Source organism: Methylobacterium sp. E-005, from assembly GCF_022829725.1.
Lineage (GTDB): Bacteria > Pseudomonadota > Alphaproteobacteria > Rhizobiales > Beijerinckiaceae > Methylobacterium.
The window spans coordinates 1-1,203 of the sequence record NZ_JAKSYG010000119.1 but is presented as its reverse complement, the minus strand read 5'-3'; the positions used below and the strand labels follow the sequence as shown (position 1 = coordinate 1,203).

General features: G+C 68.2%; 2 protein-coding genes. Both read right to left on the bottom strand.

All coding sequences use genetic code 11. From position 1 onward, the window contains the following. A partial coding sequence (locus tag MKK88_RS14320; protein WP_244000749.1) for a PhnD/SsuA/transferrin family substrate-binding protein occupies positions 1-228 on the bottom strand: 228 nt, incomplete at its 3' end. Positions 229-363: 135 nt separating this feature from the next. Then, the coding region (gene phnD / locus MKK88_RS14315; RefSeq protein WP_244000747.1) for a phosphonate ABC transporter substrate-binding protein at positions 364-1,203 on the bottom strand (840 nt) is incomplete at its 5' end.

The window sequence follows — 1,203 nt, the reverse complement described above, 5'->3', positions numbered from 1 at the left end:
GATCACCGCGGCGTAGTCGCTCGCCACCCGCAGCTTCACCGGCACGCCGAGGGCCTTGGTCAGGTAGGCGGTGAGCGGCCCCCAGCGATCCGTGGTGCCCGTGGCGTTCTCGACCGGGATCACGCCCAGCGTCAGCTCGGGGTATCGCGCCTTCCAATCCTGCGCGGCGGCCGGCAGGGCGAGGAACGCGAGCGCGGCCGCCGCCGCCAGGGTGCGTCGGGTAATCATGAGCGTGTCCTTGGATCGGGTCGATGGCAGGGTCGTCCGGGGAGGCCCGTCCCGGCCACAGGCTGGCCAGGGCCGGGATCGCCGCCGGCATTGCGGACCGGGCCGGCGGATTTCCGCAGGCCCGGGCGCATGGGATCAGGACTTCTTGCGCTGCTCGTCGTTGAACTTCAGCATGTCGATGATCGGCTGGTAATCCTTGAGCGTCACCGGGGTGAGGCCCTGATCCTTGCCATCGGAGAGCTTGTCGAAGGCCGCCTTGTCGGCGGTCGGGAAGGCGACGAACGCGTCGCGGATCTTGGCCTTCAGGTCGTCCGGCAGGCTCGCCAGCATCGCGAACGGCCCCTCCGGCAGGAAGTCGGACTTGAACACCACCCGGAAGTCGGATTGCTGCATCGGCGTGCCGTCCGGCTTCTTGAGCATGCCCTTGGCGGTCATCCGGGTCACCGTGGTGTCGGTCTCGGAGTTCCAGAGGTTGGCGGCGGCGTCGGCCGTGCCCTGGGTCAGCGCCAGAACCGCGTTCTCGTGGCTGCCGGCGTAGAAGGTCTTGGCGAAGTGCTTCTCGACATCGTAGCCGGCGCGCTTCAGGAAGAAGCGCGGCGCTTGGTTGCCGGAGGTCGAGTTCGGATCGACCAGCGCGAGGTTCTTGCCCTTGAGGTCTTCGATCGTCTTGTACGGGCTGGTGGCCAGCACGTAGACGACTGAATAGTAGCCCGAGGCGCCGGTCTCGTGCTTCTGGTTCACGATCGGCTCGATTTTCACCCCGGTCATCACCGCCCGGGCGAAGGAGGCCGGTCCGTAGAACGCGATCTGGATGTTGCCGGCGCGCTGGCCCTCGATCACCGCGGCGTAGTCGCTCGCCACCCGCAGCTTCACCGGCACGCCGAGGGCCTTGGTCAGGTAGGCGGTGAGCGGCCCCCAGCGATCCGTGGTGCCCGTGGCGTTCTCGACCGGGATCACGCCCAGCGTCAGCTCGGG